Annotated in this window: 22 protein-coding genes and 1 tRNA gene; 6 read left to right on the forward strand and 17 right to left on the reverse strand. The window is 69.3% G+C overall.

The genetic code is table 11. The annotated features are described in order from the left end of the window. Positions 1-9: 9 nt before the first annotated feature. Positions 10-921, forward strand: coding sequence for a 23S rRNA (guanosine(2251)-2'-O)-methyltransferase RlmB (rlmB, locus tag K8Z49_RS35505; protein WP_024934139.1), 912 nt, complete (start codon positions 10-12; stop codon positions 919-921). Here the strand turns inward: rlmB and K8Z49_RS35510 are convergent. The 3 genes from K8Z49_RS35510 to K8Z49_RS35520 are packed head-to-tail and all read right to left on the reverse strand — an operon-like array spanning position 894 to position 2,967. Then, positions 894-2,057, reverse strand: coding sequence for an RNA polymerase sigma factor (locus K8Z49_RS35510; RefSeq protein ID WP_021599525.1), 1,164 nt, complete (start codon positions 2,055-2,057; stop codon positions 894-896). The genes rlmB and K8Z49_RS35510 overlap by 28 nt on opposite strands. Continuing rightward, positions 2,054-2,401 carry a YciI family protein gene (locus K8Z49_RS35515; protein ID WP_021599526.1) on the reverse strand — a complete coding sequence of 116 codons (348 nt, stop codon included), beginning with the start codon at positions 2,399-2,401 and terminating at the stop codon, positions 2,054-2,056. Before K8Z49_RS35515 ends, K8Z49_RS35510 begins: the two co-directional genes overlap by 4 nt. Beyond that, complete coding sequence (locus K8Z49_RS35520) at positions 2,398-2,967, reverse strand: dihydrofolate reductase family protein (protein WP_021599527.1); 570 nt, start codon at positions 2,965-2,967, stop codon at positions 2,398-2,400. Before K8Z49_RS35520 ends, K8Z49_RS35515 begins: the two co-directional genes overlap by 4 nt. Positions 2,968-3,090: 123 nt before the next feature. On the opposite strand from K8Z49_RS35520, the gene K8Z49_RS35525 reads away from it, so the two are divergent. Beyond that, a tRNA-Thr gene (locus K8Z49_RS35525) sits at positions 3,091-3,163 on the forward strand. A gap of 69 nt (positions 3,164-3,232) precedes the next feature. On the opposite strand, the gene xerC is transcribed toward K8Z49_RS35525, so the two are convergent. From xerC to K8Z49_RS35570, 9 genes are all read right to left on the reverse strand, one after another. Next, on the reverse strand, positions 3,233-4,561 hold the full coding sequence (xerC, locus tag K8Z49_RS35530) for a tyrosine recombinase XerC (RefSeq protein WP_412516217.1): 1,329 nt from the start codon (positions 4,559-4,561) through the stop codon (positions 3,233-3,235). After that, a complete protein-coding gene (locus K8Z49_RS35535) occupies positions 4,561-5,235 on the reverse strand; it encodes a replication initiator (RefSeq protein ID WP_412521237.1) in 675 nt (224 codons plus the stop codon). Before K8Z49_RS35535 ends, xerC begins: the two co-directional genes overlap by 1 nt. Further along, on the reverse strand, positions 5,199-6,134 hold the full coding sequence (locus K8Z49_RS35540) for a replication initiator (RefSeq protein WP_412516218.1): 936 nt from the start codon (positions 6,132-6,134) through the stop codon (positions 5,199-5,201). The genes K8Z49_RS35535 and K8Z49_RS35540 overlap by 37 nt, the downstream gene beginning before the upstream one ends. Before the next feature lie 94 nt (positions 6,135-6,228). Next, positions 6,229-6,384 carry a hypothetical protein gene (locus K8Z49_RS35545; RefSeq protein WP_412516219.1) on the reverse strand — a complete coding sequence of 52 codons (156 nt, stop codon included), beginning with the start codon at positions 6,382-6,384 and terminating at the stop codon, positions 6,229-6,231. A 164-nt stretch (positions 6,385-6,548) separates the two neighbouring features. After that, positions 6,549-6,971, reverse strand: coding sequence for a hypothetical protein (locus tag K8Z49_RS35550; protein ID WP_412516220.1), 423 nt, complete (start codon positions 6,969-6,971; stop codon positions 6,549-6,551). A gap of 18 nt (positions 6,972-6,989) precedes the next feature. Then, positions 6,990-7,814, reverse strand: coding sequence for a DUF2637 domain-containing protein (locus K8Z49_RS35555; protein ID WP_412516221.1), 825 nt, complete (start codon positions 7,812-7,814; stop codon positions 6,990-6,992). Then, entirely contained in the window at positions 7,811-8,110 is a 300-nt protein-coding gene (locus tag K8Z49_RS35560; RefSeq protein ID WP_412516222.1) for a hypothetical protein, read from the reverse strand. The genes K8Z49_RS35555 and K8Z49_RS35560 overlap by 4 nt, the downstream gene beginning before the upstream one ends. Positions 8,111-8,217: 107 nt before the next feature. Beyond that, positions 8,218-9,555, reverse strand: coding sequence for an FtsK/SpoIIIE domain-containing protein (locus K8Z49_RS35565; RefSeq protein ID WP_412516223.1), 1,338 nt, complete (start codon positions 9,553-9,555; stop codon positions 8,218-8,220). Between the two features lie 134 nt (positions 9,556-9,689). Next, a complete protein-coding gene (locus K8Z49_RS35570; protein WP_412516224.1) occupies positions 9,690-9,938 on the reverse strand; it encodes a hypothetical protein in 249 nt (82 codons plus the stop codon). A 136-nt stretch (positions 9,939-10,074) separates the two neighbouring features. On the opposite strand from K8Z49_RS35570, the gene K8Z49_RS35575 reads away from it, so the two are divergent. From K8Z49_RS35575 to K8Z49_RS35585, 3 genes are all read left to right on the forward strand, one after another. Then, positions 10,075-10,470, forward strand: a complete 396-nt coding sequence (locus K8Z49_RS35575; RefSeq protein ID WP_412516225.1) for a winged helix-turn-helix domain-containing protein — start codon at positions 10,075-10,077, stop codon at positions 10,468-10,470. A gap of 336 nt (positions 10,471-10,806) precedes the next feature. Next, positions 10,807-11,772 (forward strand): AAA family ATPase, encoded by a 966-nt coding sequence (locus K8Z49_RS35580; RefSeq protein ID WP_412516226.1) that lies wholly within the window; start codon positions 10,807-10,809, stop codon positions 11,770-11,772. Next, positions 11,769-12,353: a guanylate kinase gene (locus tag K8Z49_RS35585; RefSeq protein WP_412516227.1), complete on the forward strand. Its 585-nt coding sequence runs from the start codon at positions 11,769-11,771 to the stop codon at positions 12,351-12,353. Before K8Z49_RS35580 ends, K8Z49_RS35585 begins: the two co-directional genes overlap by 4 nt. 110 nt (positions 12,354-12,463) lie before the next feature. On the opposite strand, the gene K8Z49_RS35590 is transcribed toward K8Z49_RS35585, so the two are convergent. From K8Z49_RS35590 to K8Z49_RS35600, 3 genes are all read right to left on the reverse strand, one after another. Next, positions 12,464-12,595: a hypothetical protein gene (locus tag K8Z49_RS35590; RefSeq protein WP_412516228.1), complete on the reverse strand. Its 132-nt coding sequence runs from the start codon at positions 12,593-12,595 to the stop codon at positions 12,464-12,466. Continuing rightward, positions 12,595-12,933 carry a hypothetical protein gene (locus K8Z49_RS35595; RefSeq protein WP_412516229.1) on the reverse strand — a complete coding sequence of 113 codons (339 nt, stop codon included), beginning with the start codon at positions 12,931-12,933 and terminating at the stop codon, positions 12,595-12,597. Before K8Z49_RS35595 ends, K8Z49_RS35590 begins: the two co-directional genes overlap by 1 nt. An 86-nt stretch (positions 12,934-13,019) precedes the next feature. Next, positions 13,020-13,232: a hypothetical protein gene (locus K8Z49_RS35600; RefSeq protein ID WP_412516230.1), complete on the reverse strand. Its 213-nt coding sequence runs from the start codon at positions 13,230-13,232 to the stop codon at positions 13,020-13,022. Positions 13,233-13,419: 187 nt separating this feature from the next. Between K8Z49_RS35600 and K8Z49_RS35605 the strand changes: the two genes are divergently transcribed. Beyond that, the gene (locus K8Z49_RS35605; protein ID WP_412516231.1) at positions 13,420-14,352 is read left to right on the forward strand and encodes an AAA family ATPase; all 933 of its coding nucleotides are present in this window, start codon (positions 13,420-13,422) and stop codon (positions 14,350-14,352) included. A 160-nt stretch (positions 14,353-14,512) separates the two neighbouring features. Here K8Z49_RS35605 and K8Z49_RS35610 read toward each other — a convergent pair whose 3' ends face one another. Together K8Z49_RS35610 and K8Z49_RS35615 are read right to left on the reverse strand one after the other, a co-directional pair. After that, a complete protein-coding gene (locus K8Z49_RS35610; RefSeq protein ID WP_412516232.1) occupies positions 14,513-17,104 on the reverse strand; it encodes a tetratricopeptide repeat protein in 2,592 nt (863 codons plus the stop codon). A gap of 169 nt (positions 17,105-17,273) precedes the next feature. Next, positions 17,274-18,701, reverse strand: coding sequence for an IS4 family transposase (locus K8Z49_RS35615; RefSeq protein WP_412516233.1), 1,428 nt, complete (start codon positions 18,699-18,701; stop codon positions 17,274-17,276). Between the last annotated feature and the right edge of the window lie 151 nt (positions 18,702-18,852).

Here is an 18,852-nt window from a genome sequence, read left to right on the forward strand (position 1 = left end):
TCATCGACAATGGCCAAGCGCAAGAGCAAGGGACCCACCCCCAAGGCCGAGGACCGGCACTGGCACGGCAAGCGCCAGAAGGCCCGCGCCGTCAAGAACGCCAGGCGCACCGGCACCCCGACGCTCGGGCAGGGCGCGCGCGCCAAGTCCGCCGAGCCGCGCGCCACCGGCCGCCCCGCCGGCGCGCGGCGCGCCACCGGTGAGGTCCCCGAGCTGGTCACCGGCCGCAACCCGGTCGTCGAGGCGCTGCGCGCCGGCGTCCCGGGCACCGCCCTCTACGTCACGTCCGGCACGGACGAGCGGGTGCGCGAGTCGATCCAGCTCGCGGCCGACCGCCGCATCCCGCTGCTGGAGACCGGCAAGAACGAGCTCGACCGGCTCACCGACGGCGCCGTTCACCAGGGCATCGCGCTCCAGGTCAAGCCGTACCGGTACGCCCACCCCGACGACCTGCTCCAGGGCACCGCCCCGCTGATCGTCGCGGTGGACGGCATCACCGACCCCCGCAACCTCGGCGCGATCGTCCGGTCGGCGGCCGCGTTCGGCGCGACCGGCGTCGTCGTCCCGGAACGCCGCGCGGCCGGGATCACCGCGGGCGCGTGGAAGTCGTCCGCCGGAACCCTGGCGAACGTCCCCGTCGCCCAGGCGACCAACCTCACCCGGCAGCTCAAGGCGTACCAGAAGGCGGGCTGCTTCGTCGCCGGCCTGGACGCGGCCGGCGGCGTCACCGTCGCCGACCTGGAGGTCGCGTCGGGCCCGTTCGTGCTGGTCGTCGGCTCGGAGGGCAAGGGCCTCGGACGCCTGGTCGCCGACACCTGCGACCTGCTCGTCACCATCCCGATGCCGGGCCGCGCCGAGTCCCTCAACGCCGGCGTCGCCGCGGGCATCGCCCTCTACGAGGTCAGCCGCCTGCGCGCCTGAGACAGAAAGGCCTTCTCGGCCTCGTTCTCCGTCCGTCCGGCGGCCTCCTCGTACGCCTCGGCGGCCTCCGCGACTCGCCCCAGCCGCCGGAGCAGATCCGCCCGGATCGCGTGGAACAGGTAGTACCGGCCGAGGTCGAGCCGATCCACCAGTTCCAGCGCTGCCTCCGGCCCTTGGACCTCGGCCACCGCCACGGCCCGGTTCAGCGCCGCCACCGGAGTCGGCGCCACCGCCATCAACTGGTCGTACAACTCAAGTATCTGGTCCCACCGCGTGTCCTCGACCGTCGCCGCATCACTGTGCACCGCGTTGATCGCCGCCTGGATCTGGTACGGCCCAGGCCGGTCGATCTCCAGGCACCGCCTGACGAGCGCCTGCCCCTCCACCACAAGATCGCGATCCCACAACCCCCGATCCTGCTCGCCGAGCAGCACCAGCTCACCCCCGTGGAGCCGAGCGGCCTTGCGCGACTCCACGAGCAGCATCAGCGCTAGCAGCCCCAGCACCTCCGGCTCGTCCGGCATCAGCTCCCGGAGAACCCGCCCCAGCCTGATCGCCTCGGCCCCCAGCTCCTCGCGCCCGCCATACCCCTGGTTGAAGACCAGATAGATCACCGCGAGCACCCCCGACAGCCGCCCCGGCAGCTCCTCCTCATCCGGAACCCGGTACGGAATCCCCGCGTCCCGGATCTTCGCCTTCGCCCTGACGAGCCGCTGCGCCATCGTCGCCTCCGGCACCAGGAACGCCCGAGCGATCTCCGCCGTCGACAGCCCGCCCAGCAGCCGCAACGTCAACGCCACCCGCGCCTGCATCCCGAGCGCCGGATGACAGCACGTGAAAACAAGCCGCAACCGCTCGTCCATGACCTCCGGCTCGGCACCCACATTCGCCATCACGGCCTGCGCCTGCTTCCCCGCCCGCGCCGCCTCCCGCCGCAGCCGGTCGACCGCCTTGTTCCGCGCCGTCGTGATGATCCACCCGGCCGGGCTGGGCGGCATCCCGTCGTCCGGCCACCTCCGCACCGCCTCCGCGAACGCGTCCTGCACCGCGTCCTCGGCGACGTCCACGTCGCCGAAGACCCGCACCAGCACGGCCACCGCCCGCCCGTGCTCCTCCCGGTAGACCTCCTCGATCACACCTCTCCCTGGAACGGCCGCACCTCGATCGGCAGCCCCGTCACCGACGCGAACCGCGCCGCCACCTTCAGCGCCGCGTCCAGATCCTCCACCTGGATGATCGTGATCCCGCCGATGTGCTCCTTGCCCTCCGTCCACGGCCCGTCCGTCGCGATCACCTCGTCCCCCCGCCGCCGCACCACCGTGGACGCCTCGGGCCCGTGCAGCCCCCGCCCGAACACCCACGACTCCTGCAGCTCCAGATCCCGCCGGATCTGCGCGATCTCCGCCATGACCGGCTCCAGCACCTCCGGCGGCGGCACCTCGCCCACCGGCTGGATCATGTTGAGCGCGTACAGCTTCATGCCTCCTCCTTCTCGTACGTGGCGATCAGGACCCCGGTCGTCGAGGTCACCTCGCTGACAAGCCGCAGGGGCACCTCGACACCCCCGAAGAGCCGCCGCCCCGACCCCAGCACCACCGGATGGATCATCAGCATCAGCCCGTCCACGAGCCCCCGCCGCATGAGTTCCCCGGAAAGCTCCCCACTCCCCAACACGGTGAGCCCCTGACGCCGCTTGATCCCTGCCACCTCGGCCACGTCCCCCACCAGCACGGAGTTCTCCCAGGGCAACTCCCGCAACGTCCTGGACACCACATACTTCGTGACCCGGTTCAGCGCCTCGGTGTACGGATTCCCGTCCGTCTGCTTGGGCCAGTACCCGTAGAACTGCTCGTACGTCCGCCGCCCGAGCAGCAGCGCCCCGTCCCCGCCCATGCGCTTCCCCAACTCGGCGCCCATGACCTCGTCATTCCCCGCGAGCGCCCACCCACCGCGTGCGAACCCGCCCCGCACGTCCTCATCGGCCGCCGCCGGCGCCTGCATGACCCCGTCCAGCGACACATGCTCAACCAGAACCAACGTCCCCACGCCGATCCCCTCCTCGTTCGTCTCACCCCCTACACGAACGAGCCCCCCACCAGATCGACACAGCCCCCGAAGAAACCTCCTCGCACCCCCCACCCCACGTCGACTACGATGCGGGACGAGCCCGCCGGCGTAGCTCAATTGGCAGAGCATCTGTCTTGTAAACAGAAGGTTAGGGGTTCAAGTCCCCTCGCCGGCTCCCACGTCAAAGGCCCCCTCCGCCGCCGGAGAGGGCCCTTTTGCTAACAAGTACAGCAGCGAAGTACAGCTACACAGACGCCCCACTGCTGTCATCGCCGACCTGCCGCAGATGATCCCCGAGCCGCTTGAGAGCCGCCCTTGTCTGCTCGGTCGGAACCTCGGTGTAGATCTCCATGGTGAGGCTGATCTTGCTATGCCGAAGGATCTGCATCGCGACCCGAGGATGGACGTCCAGCGCCGCCAGGAGCTTGCCGCACGTGTGCCGGGTGTCATGCACCCGGATGACCTTGACCCCGGCAGCGGCGCACCGCGACTCGAAGGCCCGGTTGACGTTCCGAGGCTCGACCGGACGGCCCGTCCTGGTCGTGAACACGAGACCGCTCTTGTGCCAGTCCTCCCCGGCAGCCTCGCACTCAGCCGTCTGTTGTTCCTCACGAAGCCGCAGCGCAGTCGTGCACAGTGCCGGGAGCGGTAGGACGTCGGTAGAGCCGTCCGTCTTGGTCCGCTCCTTGTGGATCAGACGGGAGCCGACGCGCTGTAGCTGCCACCCGATGCTGAGTTCCTCCGCCGTGAAGTCGACATCAGCCCAGCGTAGGCCGAACACCTCACCCTTGCGCATCCCCATCAGCAGGATCAGCACCCAGGCGGCATACAGCGGGTCGTTGCTCTCGCGCGTGTACTCCAGGAATCGGCGCGCCTCCTCTACCGTCCAGGTTGACGACTTGCGGGCCCGCTTCCGAGCCGCCGGCACCTTGGCCAGACTCGCGACGTTTCGGGCGATGATCTCTTCCGTCATGGCGTGATTGAGCGCGTTGCGCAGGGTGTTGCGGGCCGAGGTAATGGTCCGGCGACTCGGGAAACTCTGGCAGCACTTCCCGACCGCGCAGCACCGCCGCCGCTTACGCGGGTCAGCGTGCTCAGCGAACCGGCTGGCGTCCTTGCCCTGCGCGCAGCACTGGCAGGCGCCCGGAAGCTTGTTCAGCCAGGTCTGGACATCCCGGACGGTGAGCCGGTCCAGCCGCTTCTTACCGAGGCCCGGAACGATGTGGAGACGGCTCATCAGCTCATAGTTCGAATAGGTGTTGGGCTCCCGGTTGGGCTCGACCACGTCCCGGAGCCAGTACGCCAGGTACTTCTCAACGGTCGGCACCGTTGTGGCGATCGGACGCTGAGCTGCCGCGTTAAGGAGCTTGACGTACTTGTCGTGGACGATGTCGCGCGTCTTGCCGTAGACGTACTTCCGCTTGCGCTCCCCGGCGGGAGTGGTCACCCAGGCGTACGCCGCGTAGCCGTTCCGGTAGGGGTAAATCGAGCCTTCCCCATTTGCTCGGGCACGCCCGCTCTTTCGCTTTCCGCCCGCAGGCTCCTCAGGCGTGCCGGCTGACTCCTTGGCCATTACGCGACCTCTTCCATGAGCTGGTCGATGTACTCGATGAGGGCGTTGACGGGGACGAGTCGGCGACGGCCGATCTTGACCGTGCGGAGCTGGTTGGAGCGGATGAGGTTGTAGAGCGTCCAGCGGCTCACGCGGAGCCGTTCGGCCGCTTCGTCGACGGTTGTGCTCCCTAGAGCGCTGCTGGACGGGTCGAGGGTGGGCAGGGGCTTGCCAGTGAGGGCAGCGGTCAAGAGCGCCTCACCGGGGGTCATGCCTTGGCCGAGGTAGCGCCAGTGGGCGATGACGATGACCTGGTCGTCCTCGAAAGGCAGACGGCCAGTGGTGATCTCGTCGTGTTCGCGGCGGTTGTGCTCGATGCGGTCGGCGCGCAGGCGGCCGAGGGTGACCGAGTAGCGCCGTGACTTGGTGGAGAAGTGGCCGCGAAAGCCGAGCATGTGAGCCCACTCGGCCAGCCGCAGCCCCGCGAACTCCTCGATCGCGCCCAAGCGGAGGCATTCAGTGATGAGTCGCCGCGCGTGCCCGGATACGTGCAGGTCGGCCGGGTCGTCGGTGGGGCGTATGCGCCGGTCGAGGGTGCCGACGCATTCGGCGGCCTTGGTTGCGTACTTGGCGATGTAGCCAGCCACCGCCGTATCGGTCAATTCCCCGGACGTGGTGATGGGTCGGACGTCGATTTGTGAGCCCCAGACATGCTCACGGGCCGGGACATCATCGGCCGCGGGCTCGACACCGTCACCGCGGCGGCCGCGTGATCGACGGCAGCCTTGAGGAGGTCGAGGGACGCCCAGCCGGGCGGTTCGGCATCCGGTCCGCCGGATCCGTCGAGGCGGATGACGGCGTGGAAGTGGACCAGGCCGCGCCGCTGGTACTCGGCGACTTTGGCGAATGACACCGTGAGCACGTCCCGCAGGTCGGCCACCCGCAGCCCCGCCGACCGTGCGACGTAGCGCCGGAACGCCATCGTGAACCGGCGCCACAGTTCGGGAGCGTGCGCATTCCACAGCACCGCGCCGGAGTAGTCGAAGCAGTCGGGGCAGATGGGGTGCCCGAGCCGAGGGTCCCCGTCGGAGTGCCGAACGGTGCACGACACCGGCCGACCGTGCGGGCATGTCCCGCCATCCCGCCGGGGACGGCAGGTGACCACGGCGCCGCTCTTGCCCGTGCGGCGGGTGTGGACCGGACCGAACGAGGGCGCAGTGAGGGTGACGAACGCCGCCGGATGCGTGCTGACCGTCGAAGGGACGCCTTTGCCGCCGACCAGTCCGGCGCGGACGAGTTGGTAGGTGTCGGCGCGGTAGGTCTCCGCGCACGCGGGGCAGCGGGACGCGCGGTGGGTTTTGCATGCCACTCGCAGCACCCCGCCCGGCTCACGGGCGGTCGAGTAGTGGTGCAGGATCTGGCCCGTTTGCGGGTCGAGGTGGGTGACGCGGCCGCGCAGGTGGATCGGTTGGGCACAGCCGCCGGTGGAGTGCGCGCGGCGCGCCCAGGCCCGGAAGTCTGCTCGGTTGTATCGGTTGGCCATGTCGCGGGCGGCCGGGCCGTTGATGAGCGGTGCCGGGGCGGGATCGGGCACGATGAACGGATCTCCTGTCGTCCATGGGATGGCTCGGGGATAGGGCCCGGCGTGGCCGCACCTGCTTGCCGGCGACGGCGGCCACGCCGGGGATCTAGAAGGCCGAGACGAACCGGGCCAGCCTGTCAGCGACCAGGGCCAGGCCGTGAGCGATGACACTGACCGCGTGAGCGGCGTGTTCGGGGTGCCGGACGGCGAACAGGCCCAGCACGATCCAGAAGCAACCGAAGGCGCACCGGCGCAGGAACATCGACGAGTCCCTTCCTCAGGTGTGGCCGTGGCCGTTGCAGTCGGGCCAGGTGGACCCATCGGAGACAACGCCGCCCCCGCCGCAGGTCCCGCACACCCAGCCGACGACGAGCCGGACGAGCGCGATGGGCGTACGTGACCGCGCCGGACGCTGGGCAAGGGGCATCAGGCTGCCCGCCCGCGGTCGCCCTGGTCGCCGGTGTCCTGGTCGGTGTCGAGGACGATGTTGCTGCAGTAGCTGTCACGGGCGCGGTGTTCGCGTTTTTGGCGTTCGGGGATGTGGACGACGGTGTAGGTGATGCGGCCGAAAGTCCGCTCCGCGACGTAGTGGCCGCCGAACGAACGGCGGTCGCTGACCTGCACGCCCAGGAGCGCCGCCGCCTGGTCGACCAGCGTGACCGCCGAGGCGTCGTCGCGGTCGCTGGTGAACACGTTGTAGTGCTCGCCGTACTCGTCGATGGGCACGGCCGGGTTGGCTTCCAGGAAGTCGGCGAGGGCGCGCAGGCCGGTGATGGTCTGGTGCCGGGCGAACAGGTCACCAGGCACGATCGGGGCTGTCTGGCCGATCGGAGTCGTGTGGGCGGTCATGGCGGGTTCCTCCAGTGGTCAGGCGAGCGACGCGGTTTCGGTGCGGAGCTGGCGGAGCAGGTCGGAGGCAAGTTGGTTGGAGACGCCGAGGCGTGCGCGGAGCGCGTCACGGGTGATGGGCCGCCCGTGCTCGGTCTGGTGTTGGGTGGCGACACGGCGCGCGAAGTCGACCAGTGGCCCCGCCGGAGCCGACGAGGACGACGACGCAGACGGCATCGAGCCGGAGTGATCGGCGGGGACGGGGATGGAGGTCTGTCCGTCCTGCTCGTCCTCGCCGTGCTCCCGGTCGTCCTGCGCGTCCGGGACGAGCGCGGCAGCAGTGGCAGCCCTTGGCCGCTCCCACACCACCCAGGGCGACGAGGGTGAGTCCGAGCCGGACTGAGACGGGGACGGGTCACCGAAGGAGTCCGGGACGGTCAGCACGTCGGCGGCCGGACGGGACGAGGGGCGAGCCGCCCGGGGGCCGGCTTTTCGGCGTTCCAGCATCGAGACGGCGACCAGGAACGCGCCCGCCGGGGTGCCCGCGGTGATCCACCCCCACACCGTCGGATCGGCTTGTGCCAGGTTCGCGGCCAGGGACAGCAGGACGCCGCCGACTAGGACGAGGGTCGGCCACGACAGGCGACCGGTGTCACGGCCGGTGCGCTTGTCTCGCTGCCGCTCTCCGGCCGCCATCACGCAGGTCAGGTCGATGCACACCGCGATTGCCCAGGCCATCCAGCCGCGTTGACCGTGCTCGGTGGCGGTGTCGCGGATGTGGGTGAACGAACCCGCTGCCGCGATACCCGCCAGCACGACGACCGGCCCGGAGTCGGCCACCGCGCCGAAGATGCGCCGGGTCATGCGGCACGCCGGGTGTCGACGAGGGCCAGCAGGTCGGCCATTTCCGGGTCGCAGCGGTGGGTGTCGGCCCAGTCGTCGACCTCACCGGGACGGGACGAGGTGAACGAGTCGGCGCACTGCTGGCACCGGGCGATGTGCAGGGAACGGAACTCGTCCCACTCGACGCCGACCGGCCACACGTCCCAGGACGACACCGAGGACGGCGGCCGGGACGGGGACGGCGCGGACATGGGGGACGGGACGGCGACGAACCGGGGACGAGGACGGGGACGAAGGACACGGATGCGAGCGACCATCGGGCAGCCTCCAGGGCCGGTATCGGGCATGGGTGGGGTAGGGACGTGGCGCGATCAGGGCTCACACCAAGCCGGGAAGAGGAGAAGAAGGGGAAGGAGAGGAGCGCCTATGCGGCGGGAGTGATCGGGACGGAGCCGACGAGGCTCTCCCAGTCCGGGGTCAGGTGCGCGTAATCACGCGCCGCCTGCTCGGTCTCATGCTCGGGGACGTAGACGGAACGGGCGCGGTGCCATGTGCCGTCCTGTCCGGCGACGATGCACACGCCGGGAGTCTCGGCTGCGATGGCGCGGGCGGCGTCCAGGGCGGCCGGGTCGAGGTCGCCGAGGGTCATGTTGGCCGTCTCCGGGTCGTTGACCCGGTGGCACACCCGCCCGGAGAGCTGAGCGCGCAGGGCAGTGACACCGGGACCCAGGTCAGAGCCGATGCGCTGCCCGCACACGATCAGGTAGACCGCGAAAGCCCGGCCGAGCTGCGCGACCCGCAGCAGCGCGGTAGCGGTCTTGGACACCTCCTCTTTCTCGGACTTGTCGGCCATCAGGAACAGTTCGGCGACCTCGTCCACCAGCACCACGACCGGCACCGGCCGCAGCACCTCAGGGAGCGTCCAGACGTTGCGGGCACCGTGCGCGCGGCACGTGGCCATCCGGTTCTCCACCTCCCCGACCAGATCGGCCAGCAGGTCGACCGACTCTTTGCGGGTCGTGGCCAGCGCCGACAGCCGAGGCGCGTAGGGGGTGAACTCGACGCCGCCCTTGAGGTCAAAGCCGACCAGGGCGACCCGCTGGGGAGCCAGGTCACGGATGATGGCGTTCGCGAGGTTGGACTTGCCGGACTGCGTCGCTCCGGCGTTGAGCCAGTGCGGCACGGTGCGGAAGTCGATCACCCAGTCGCGCCCGTTCTCCAGCTTGCCGGGCCGTACCTGCAGCAGTTCGGCCGGTGCCGCCGACAGCGCCACGTCGGTGAGCGGGTCGCGCATGGTGGCCCAGAGGGTGACGTAGCCGGGCTGGACGTCGACCACGCGCACGGAGTGGACGCGCCAGGCGTGCGCGATGCCCTCCGCCGCCTTCTCGTAGTTCGCCGGAACCTGACCGTCATGCAGGCGCAGCCGCATACGCCACCCGAGCCGAGTCGGCCGGAGCAGGCCGAGGCGAGGGGAGCGCTCCACATCCACCCGGCGCACCCGCCGCTTCTGCTCGACGACGGTCGCGGCGTTGCGAGCCGCCGGGCCGACGACCGGGACCGCGTCGAGGGTGAGGCGGAACCGCCGCCGGTTGCGGGTCAGCTTGCAGCCGGACGCGACGTGATGCCATGTCAGGTACACCAGCAGCGCACGGGCAGGGAAGCCGACGCCGTACCAGAAGGAGGCCGGGTGCCAGTGGCGCCAGGCCCAGAGCCCGGCCGCCGCAGCGGCCAGGACCCCGAGCATCAGGAGCAAGTCAGTCATGGCCAGGCCGCCGCTCAGGCCACGCCCGCCGAAGCGGACCCCGATGAGGGCGCCGGACCGGTCGCCGAGACGGGCGCGATGCGGTCAGCGCGGAACGCCACACCCCACCGCTTTTCACCGCCTAGGACGGCCTCCTACGGGAACGCGACCAGCCCGACCGGCGTGACGATCTCCCCGATGGTGATCGACTGGTCGCCGGTCACCGCGACGTTGAGCAGGTCCACCCGCCCCATCGCGTCTGCCGCCGACAGCCCCACCGTGAACACGGTCTGACCGTTGCGGTCCACCTTCACCTCTCCTGTGTCCTGGTTGACCACCTTGGGACGCGGCGGCGAGACGCACACGAACGTCATCGCCGACACGTCTACCGGGATGTTGCGCACGAAGAACCTCCGAGGTTCGTTGACTACTTGGACAACATAGTCTACATAGTCGTCCAAGCTGTCAAGGCAGCCATGGTTTTCTTGGCCGGTCGGGTGTGCTGAACTTGGGGCGGTGCCCCCGAAGGAAGGCGAACGAGTGGTCGAGAGGACCGGACGGCCCGGATACCTGCAGATAGCCGATGAGCTGCGGCAACAGATCCGGGACGGACGCCTTGCCGCCGGGCAGGCCCTCCCGTCGACGGCCCGGCTCCGCGAGGAGTACGAGGTGTCCGCCGGCGTGGTGAAGGCCGCCATCAGCGTGTTGCGGACCGAAGGTGTCGTGATCGGCCAGCAGGGCAAGGGCGTGTTCGTCCGCGACCAGGCCGATACCCCTCCGCCGACGCAGACCGCGCCCGCGGCCGCCGAAGGCGATGCCACGATGAAGCAGCTCACGGAAGTACTGGCCGCTGTCCGCGACCTCGGCGAGCGCGTTGCCCGGATCGAGCGGAGCGTGTTTCGAGAGACTCCGCCAACTGATCAACCCGGCAGGTGAGTTCGTCCAACTCGGCGAGGATCTGGGCCAAGAGGACCCCAGGCGTCTGGGCCTCTCCGCTATCCGCTCGCATCGGCAACCGCCTCCTGTGGTGATCTGCCTCACTCGTTCGCACACCGATATTTCAGTTCAGGAGGCGCGCGCAGCCCATCATTAATGCGTCATCGGGTTCTTACACGTCCGTTTATACGTCCGCTTTCACGTCCCCCAGCAGACAGCGGCCATATGTCGACATGTGCCGGTGTCTGCCGTATGGAAAGGCCGGATATGAGCACGACCAAGCAGCGAGCCGGTTGGCAGCCCCGCGTACTCCGCGAACGCCGGGAGAATCACGGCTTGAGCCTTGAGGCCGCAGGCGACAAGTTGCGCCAGGTCGCCGACCGCGGAGGGCTCAGAATCGCGGCGAACTTCCAAACGCTGTGGGGGCACGAGAGCGGCAGCATGTATCCAGGCCCGCACTACCGACGCGCCTACTGCCTCATGTACGAGGCCACAGAGCCCGAGCTGGGCTTTCGTCTCCCCCTCCCCGCCGAGGAGACCGGAGACCTCACCCTCCCCTTGCCGAGCCCGCTCAGCCCCGCAGCCACCGAGGACGCCGCTAACGCGATCTCTCAGGGGCTCGACCGGGTCTCCGACCAGTCCCAGGACCAGGACCCCACCGCCGGCGACGCGCTGAAGGCCCGCGTGGTCAGTGCATGGCGAGGCCGGGCCATGAGCGGCAGCATCGCGGCAACCACACTCGTCCTGGTCGGCGGATATGCCGGGTCGGGCAAGACGGAGTTCGCGCGTTTCCTAGGCGACATATCAGGTTGGGCATTCCTCGATAAGGACTCTCTGACGCGACGCCTCACCGAACGTCTGTTGACCTCGCTCGACGGTGACCCGCACGACCGCCACACCGACCTCTATCTGAAAGAGGTCAGGCCGCTTGAATACAAGTGCCTCATGGACACCGCCAACGACAACATCGATTGCGGCATATCCACGATCCTTGCCGCTCCGTTCATCGCCGAGTTGAAAGACGAAGCATGGTTGAGCCGTCTGACCAACCGTTGCAAGGCGAAGGGCGTGGACGTTGCCGTGATCTGGGTCCGATGCGATGTCGACTCCATGCGCGAGTACATCGAGTTCCGTGATGCCCCACGCGATGCCTGGAAGCTCGCTAACTGGGACGACTACGCCAGCACACTCGACACCGACAGCCCCCCGCCCGGCGTGCACCTCACCATCGACAACCGCCTAGGCGCCGCGATCAGCACCGCCGACCAGACCCGGGAAGCGTTGCGTAGGGTTTTGCCATGACCAGTCGCGGCGTCATCCTCTACGGCCCGCCGACCAGCGGCAAGGACACCGTCACGGCCGAGCTGGCACGCCAGGACGACCGATACACGGCATTGCCAAAACTCAAGGTCGGCACGGGTCGTAGCGCGGGTTACCGCCCCCTGACATCGACTGATCTGGAGAAGCTTCGAGACGCTGACCGGCTGGTCGTCGAGACCCGCCGCTACGGCAACGTCTACGCCATCGACCGGCACGACATCGCCGCCCTGCTCGCGGCCGACAAGGTCCTGATCGTTCACATGGGCAACGTCGCCGACCTGAACCGACTACGCGAATCCGTCCCCCTGGACTGGACGACCGTTCTCCTCTGGGTACCCCGAGCAGTCTGCGCCGACCGTTCCAAGCACCGCGGAGACGTCGACACCCCCAAGCGCCTCCAGGCGTGGGACGAGACGCTCGGTGACCTCCAGGCCACAGACACACCGGTCTTCAATCTGGTGATTCACACCGACCAGGCCGACCCAACCGAGACGGCCCGCCGCATCATCGCCGCCGTAGCCGGTCCCCGCCAGCTGGCGACCGTTCCCCTCGACCTCGATTAGCGAGGACCGTGCGGCAGGGGATCACGTCCCCACGGTTCCCCTGCCGCACGGCCGTCAAGGCCATGGCCATCCCTCGGGGTTCGCAATGGCCATGGCCAGCTCTCGGACCGTCACCGCCTCCACCAGGCGCCACCCGCCACGACCGCGGCCAGCGCCCAGAAGGTTCGCGTGTGCGTCCCCAGCCAGCACGGGACCCCGAAGCGCTCGGCGACCTCGTCCAGGCTCACCGCGCGCCCGTCCATCAGGACCCGTCCAGCTCCATAGACGAGCGCGCGGCCAGCACCCACCACGCCAGCGAGGCCGACACTCGTCCCGCCGCCAGGTCCGCACGCGAGCACGGAGCGAGCAGTTCCCCGGTACTGGACCGGTACCACCACCCGCCGGACCCACCGACAACCGTGATGCTGTCGCCCAGGCATGGCATGGCCGGGAAGAACACCCGCAGCATCGGCCGTGTCTCGAAGTACCGGCGATCGACCGTGCACCCCTGCCGCCGCAGGGCCCGCGCCAGCCGGTTGAGCAGCCATCGTGCGCGGTGCGGCCGAGGCGACGCGACCAGTGCATCCGGGGGGATAAGCACTCGCCGCGCCGCCTCAGCCTCCCCCCGGGCCGCCCCCAGCTTCGGAGCGACCCCGTCCGGTGATGGCGGGGGAGCCCAGGCCGCCATCACCAGAGCCTTTTGAGGACCGAACGCCCCGCGCGCTCCCGCTCCTGCGTCAGCGCCTCACGAAGCGACGCCGAGTCCGAGCGGATCACCGTCGGGTCAACCCCGGCGGCCGGGTCGTGCAACGTCGCCACCCAGTCGCCGAGCCCGCCGTCCCAGCGCCGAGACCGCCAGATCCGGTGACCGCTGAACTCCTCCCGAAGCCGCCGAAGCACCGGGTCATCTGCTTGCGCACGCGTTTCCATCGCGGGGATTCCTCATCGGGGGTTGGTCATCGAGCCGAACCGGCCCGCGCGGCATGTCGTCAACCGCCCGACCAGGCTCCCGCCGCCCCGCGATTTACAAAGGAGCCTGACAGGGGGCCAGCAGGGGGCCACACTTGGTGACAGGAGGTAGCCGCCCATGACGACCGAGGCACGACGAGCATTCGGCGCATACCTGGCCCGCCTACGCGGCAGCAGAAGCCAGCGCGCGTTAGCCGCCCAACTCTGCGACCTGTCCGGTTCTGACACGATCACCCGACACGAGGTCTCCCGCTGGGAGCGCGGACTACGCATCCCGGACGACTGGTTGCCCTACCTCGCCAGCGCGCACAACGTCGCCCTCTCCGTCCTGGAACGCATGGCAGCCCAGGCCGACGGCCGAGACCCCGACCAGGACGGCACCCCGTTCGACCTCTCCGCCTTCTTCCCCGGAGCCGACACCCTCAAGACGCGCCTAGCGAACGCCTGGCACGGCCGAGCCGTTGCCAACGCTGGCGGCAACCCCGTCCTGGTCCTGGTCGGTGGCTACGCCGGATCGGGCAAGACCGAGTTCGCCCGGTTCCTCTCCGACCTCTCCGGATGGGCTTTCCTGGACAAGGACGCCCTCACCCGCCGCATGACCGAACGCCTGCTGATCTCGCTCGGAGCCAGCCAGCATGACCGCCACACCGACCTCTACCGCGCCGAAGTCCGTCCACACGAGTACCGGTGCCTGCTGAACGCGGCCTACGGCAACATCGACTGCGGTGTATCGATCATCCTCGCCGCCCCGTTCATCTCCGAGTTGAGCAACCCGAGCTGGCTCCCACGCCTCACTCACCGATGCCAGGGCAAGGGCGTAGACGTGACGTCCATCTGGGTACACAGCGACGTCGACACCATGCACGAGTACATCGAACAGCGAGACGCCCCGCGCGACGGCTGGAAGCTCGCCAACTGGGACGAGTACACCAGCACCCTCAACACCGAAGACCCACCAGAGACCGCACACGTAACCATCGACAACCGCCTAGGCGCAGCCGTCAGCCTCGCAGACCAAACCCGCCGAACCCTAACCCGCCTGATGCCATAACCGCAGGTCAGCGAAGTGCAACCCGTCCTGGATGAGGACTTTCTACACGTCTTCAAGGGCGCCCGCTACGCGGCCGCCGCCGGTCGGTCCGGGCCGGGCGTGCGGCCTCTCCGGGCCGACCCGCCCCGGCCGCCCGGCCCTTGCCACTACGGACTATTAGTCACCCCTGAGCACTGTCGGCGGTTGGCAGCAGGTTTTGTGCCTCGTCTCGTGCCTCTCTACCCTCCTCAGGGCGGCCCACCGCCGAGTACACGGCGCCGAGGTTGGCCAGGGAGCGGGCGAGGTCGGGGCGGTATCGGTCAGGGTAGGTCTCGGCCAGCTCCCGGTAGATCTGCACTGCCTCCTCGGCAACGGGCAGTGCCTCGGCCGGGCGGCCCACCTCCGAGTACGTGACGACGAGGTTGCGCAGGGAACTGGCGAGGTCGGGGCGATACCGGTCAGGGTAGGCCTCGGCCAGCCCCCGCCGGATCAGCACCGCCTCCTGTTCAACAGGCAGCGCCTCGACTGGGCGGCCCACCGCCGAGTACGTGATGCCGAGGTTGCGCAGGGAACTGGCGAGGTCGGGGCGATACCGGTCAGGGTAGGCCTCGGCCAACTCCCGGTTGATATTCACCGCCTCCTGTTCAACGGGCAGCGCCTCGGCCAGGCGGCCCACCTCCGAGTACATGGCGCCGAGGTTGGCCAGGGAACTGGCGAGGTCGGGGCGATACGGGTCAGGGTAGGCCTCGGCCAGCCCTCGGAAGATCTGCACCGCCTCCTCGGTGACCGGCAGTGCCTCGGCCGGGCGGCCCACCTCCGAGTACATGGCGCCGAGGTTGGCCAGGGAACTGGCGAGGTCGGGGCGATACCGGTCAGGGTAGGCCTCGGCCAACTCCCGGTTGATATTCACCGCCTCCTGTTCAACGGGCAGCGCCTCGGCCAGGCGGCCCACCTCCGAGTAGGTGACGCCGAGGTTGGTAAGGCCCTCGGCGAGGTGGGAGCGGTATCGGTCGGGGTGGGCCTCGGCCAGTTCCCGCCGGATCTGCACCGCCTCCTCGGCGACCGGTAGCGCCTCGGTGGGGCGCCCCATCTCCGAGTAGGTGACGCCGAGGTTGGATAGGGAAATAGCGAGGTCGGGGCGATACCGGTCAGGGTAGGCCTCGGCCAACTCCCTTCGGATCTGCACCGCCTCCTGTTCAACGGGCAGTGCCTCGGCGAGTTGTCCTGTTTGGGTCAGTGTGGTTCCGAGCCACGACAGCCAGCGAGCGCGTTCGGCGGTGGGGCCCGGAGGCAAGGCCTCCAGAATGCGGCGCGTCACGGCAAGGTCTGCCTCGGCCAGGGACAGTGAAGGGTAAGGGATCGCGTTGGTGATGGCGGTCAGCAGATCAACGTCCGGCGGGAGATCAACGATGACGCGGTCCAGCAGAGGAAGGGTCTGTTCGAGCAACGACGCCGCAGCGGGCTGATCGGTGGAGGCCCGGCCGAGCAACGTCACCGCGCGCAAGGCCTGCCGGTCATCCAGATCCTGCAAACACGCCTCAGCCAACTCTCGACACTGCGTGAGCTGGGCAATGGTGTGATGCTCGGCGAGACGGTCAGGGTGCAGCGAGCCTAGCCAATCGCCATCCTCATGCGGGGGATACAGATCCCGCAGCCACCCCGCCACCCGCGCCGTCGCCGCCGCGCCCGGAACACGGCCGAGCAGCGCCACCGCGTCAGCCTCCGACGCCGCCCCCAGCAGGCAGCCCGCCGCCACGATCCGCCGCACCACCTCTGGCCGCAGCCCTGATGTCCCATCCAGCAACCCGGCACGCTGGGCCGACCCCATCCAGAACCGTTCCTCATGCGCCAGCAACTCCGCCAGCACGTCGGCCACCTCGACCCGTACCACCCCACCAGCCGAGCCAAGACTGTCGGCCGCCTGCAACACCGCCACCAGCGCCGCAGCATGCAGATCAAGGATCCGGGCCCGGCCCTCGCCGGTGACCGCACGCACCGACGGTGCCGGATGAACCCCCAGCTCCGCAGCAAACGCCGGGACCGCAGCCGCGACCAGCTCATCATCAGACACCTGTGTCTCGACCACCGCCGCCAGATCGGCACCCGAATAGGCATTCGCCAGCAGATCCCGCACAGCAGGCTCGGCAGCCGACAACCGGTCCCACCACTCACCCGCGCTACGCGACAACAGCAACACCCGCAAGGCAGCCCCATCATCGGCCGCCACCGCCCGCAACAACCTCGGCAACCCGACACGTACCTCGGCGTAATCGACCACCAGCAAGACCCGGCCGCCCGACACCGCCCGGACCGTATCCACCGCCGTCGTCTCAGCCCCATCGGCGACCTGCACACACCGCCAGCCCACCTCCGACAACCGGACGCACAACTCCACCCCCAGACGGCTCTTGCCGACCCCACCAGGCCCGGTCAGCAACCGCACCCGCCCGGCGTCCGTTCCCTCACACCAGGCGATCAGATCCGCCAGTTCATCGCGCCGCCCCACAAACTCGACCACCCGCCGAGCCGCCACAAGATGACTCGCCGGACCACCGGACGCCGGCAACACCGCCGCCGCCGCCATCCCCTCGACGGCCGCGGCCCTGGCACGCCGAGCATTCAGCCACTCACTCACATACGACCCCGCAGCCCCGGCAGCGACCGCAGCCCCGACCGCCAACACCACCCGCCAACCCAGCGGCCAATCCGCCGGTACCCACTGCGCGGACGCCGCAGCAGCACCGGCGGCAGCCAACAGCACCAACCACCACACAGGCTGAACCCTGCGACTCCCCATAAACCAACCATCGCCCCCTCGCTTATGGGCATCCACCCAAACCGCACTACCGAGCCGAGAACGTGACCCGACAGGCGTTACACGCACACGACAGGACCGGCTGGACGTGTCTGAAGCGGGGGCCTCGCGGCCCAATGCAGTTGCTTTAGGGAGGTAGCTGCGTCTGGGCGGGGCGTGGGGTGTCGGTGAACGCGCGGCCGGCTTCGCGGCGGGGTTTGCTCTTGACGGTCTGGTTGTGGGACCAACGGCCTGGGGCGACGTGGCGGTGTCCGGCGCGGGTGCGCAGTACTGGCCATCTGCTGGGCTTCTTGATCGCCCGGTGTTGGCGTCGGCCGGTTCGGGGAGGCAGGAGGCGGCTGCGTGCCTCGTGCAGGGCCTGGCTCAGGGCGTGGGTGAGTTTGGTGCCGTTGGCCGCGGCTTGGGTGAAGATGCTTCTGCGGATGATGCGGACGCAGGTCAGGTAGGAGATTCGGTCGGTGTCGAGGACCGGTCCGGCGTTGACGGCGGCGTCATGGGCGAGACGACGGATCGCGTGATGGACGGCGAGGAAGGCCCAGAGCTCTTGGCGGGCCCCTTCGGGTGTGCGTGAGCGCAGTGGCCCGGATGGTCCGAGATGGTTCTTCAGCTCGTCGAAGGCCAGCTCGATCTCCCACCGCTGCCGGTAGAGCGCCACCAACTCCTCGGCCGGGTAGGCCCGGTGGTCGGTGAGCGTGGTGCCCAGATGGACGACGTTGTCGCCGGCGGCGTAGCTGATCACGCGGAAGACGATGTGTGCGGGTGGCGTCCGGCCTTGCTCTTTGGCTCGCCGCCGGACCCTTTTGCTGCATGTCGAGGTGGACAGGGCCGACCCGTCGGCGAGTTCGGCCAGCACGGCGCCCAGGTGGTTGGACTGCAATCTGACGAGCAGATCGGCTCCGGCGGTGGTGAAGACGTCCACGACCTCGGCCGACCAGAACCCCCGATCGGCGATCACCAGGTCACCGGGGGCCGTGGCGGACGCCAGATCCAGCGCCAGGCTCCGTTCTCCGTCCCGGTAGCCGCCCATTGCCGCGTCCAGCACCCCGTGCGTGCCGATCTCCGACAGCACCACGGCTCTGATCTGTGGAAATCCGAATGGGACGCCTCTGGATGAGGGCCCGTCGAAGGTCTGGCCATTACTGACCGAGTCCGGAACATCGAACTGGGTGCCGTCCACGGCCAGCAGCCTCATCCCGCGCCACCAGGCCCCAGGCGTCGCCGGCCCGGCCAGCGGGCCCGCCACCTGTCGGAACAGCGATTCCATGACTTGTTCACCCAGCCGAACCCGTGCCCGGCACAACGAGGACCGGTTGACCCCGGCCAGAGCCCGGCTTCCCGGCAGTCCCCCGGCCAGCAGCCGGACGACCTCCTCATAGGACTCCCGGGCGAACAGGCACAGGCCGAGCACGAAGTAGACCACCAGCCGCGACGGCAGCAACCTGCGCCGTCGCTCCACACGGCCGTGCCTGGCCACCACCTCATCGACCAACGCGGGAGGGAACACCGCCGTCAAGACTCCGAGCCGCACCCGCAGTGCAGCAGGCTGCCCCTTCACGCCGCGGGCATCGTCCCAGCCGCCGACGCCCCACCCGAACCGTCCGGCCCCTGCTCACGGCGCATCCCCGCGCCCCTCCCACCCGATCCACATGCCCGAGAACCGGTAACACGATCAAGGAACACCAGCGCGTTACGGCCCGGTACGGCCG

The sequence above is a fragment of the Actinomadura madurae genome, from assembly GCF_047130825.1.
Taxonomy (GTDB): domain Bacteria; phylum Actinomycetota; class Actinomycetes; order Streptosporangiales; family Streptosporangiaceae; genus Spirillospora; species Spirillospora madurae.

Bases quoted from the DNA above. Each gene is read 5' to 3' on its own strand.
- rlmB (WP_024934139.1), top strand. From the start codon at position 10: ATGGCCAAGCGCAAGAGCAAGGGACCCACCCCCAAGGCCGAGGACCGG.
- K8Z49_RS35515 (WP_021599526.1), bottom strand. From the start codon at position 2,401: ATGAAGCTGTACGCGCTCAACATGATCCAGCCGGTGGGCGAGGTGCCG.
- xerC (WP_412516217.1), bottom strand. From the start codon at position 4,561: ATGGCCAAGGAGTCAGCCGGCACGCCTGAGGAGCCTGCGGGCGGAAAG.
- K8Z49_RS35545 (WP_412516219.1), bottom strand. From the start codon at position 6,384: ATGTTCCTGCGCCGGTGCGCCTTCGGTTGCTTCTGGATCGTGCTGGGC.
- K8Z49_RS35550 (WP_412516220.1), bottom strand. From the start codon at position 6,971: ATGACCGCCCACACGACTCCGATCGGCCAGACAGCCCCGATCGTGCCT.
- K8Z49_RS35555 (WP_412516221.1), bottom strand. From the start codon at position 7,814: ATGACCCGGCGCATCTTCGGCGCGGTGGCCGACTCCGGGCCGGTCGTC.
- K8Z49_RS35560 (WP_412516222.1), bottom strand. From the start codon at position 8,110: ATGGTCGCTCGCATCCGTGTCCTTCGTCCCCGTCCTCGTCCCCGGTTC.
- K8Z49_RS35565 (WP_412516223.1), bottom strand. From the start codon at position 9,555: ATGACTGACTTGCTCCTGATGCTCGGGGTCCTGGCCGCTGCGGCGGCC.
- K8Z49_RS35585 (WP_412516227.1), top strand. From the start codon at position 11,769: ATGACCAGTCGCGGCGTCATCCTCTACGGCCCGCCGACCAGCGGCAAG.
- K8Z49_RS35590 (WP_412516228.1), bottom strand. From the start codon at position 12,595: ATGGACGGGCGCGCGGTGAGCCTGGACGAGGTCGCCGAGCGCTTCGGG.
- K8Z49_RS35605 (WP_412516231.1), top strand. From the start codon at position 13,420: ATGACGACCGAGGCACGACGAGCATTCGGCGCATACCTGGCCCGCCTA.